This window comes from Citrobacter sp. Ca225 (genome assembly GCF_030337175.1).
GTDB classification, from domain to species: Bacteria; Pseudomonadota; Gammaproteobacteria; order Enterobacterales; family Enterobacteriaceae; genus Citrobacter_A; species Citrobacter_A amalonaticus.
Genome location: NZ_JAOWCD010000003.1, coordinates 1 through 202, shown reverse-complemented (window position 1 = coordinate 202; position 202 = coordinate 1). Strand labels below are relative to the sequence as shown.

The 202-nt window shown below is 53.5% G+C and carries 1 tRNA gene; it reads left to right on the top strand.

Features of this window, described 5'->3' with window-relative positions:
• The first annotated feature begins 127 nt into the window (after positions 1–127).
• Positions 128–201 (top strand) — tRNA-Arg (locus tag OGW13_RS00015).
• Position 202: the final 1 nt, after the last annotated feature.

The window sequence follows — 202 nt, the reverse complement described above, 5'->3', positions numbered from 1 at the left end:
CAGCTGGATAGAGTACTCGGCTACGAACCGAGCGGTCGGAGGTTCGAATCCTCCCGGATGCACCATCTCTTACTTGATACGGCTTTAGTAGCGGTATCAAAATCTGCAGTAAAGTAAGTTTCCCGATGCATCCGTAGCTCAGCTGGATAGAGTACTCGGCTACGAACCGAGCGGTCGGAGGTTCGAATCCTCCCGGATGCAC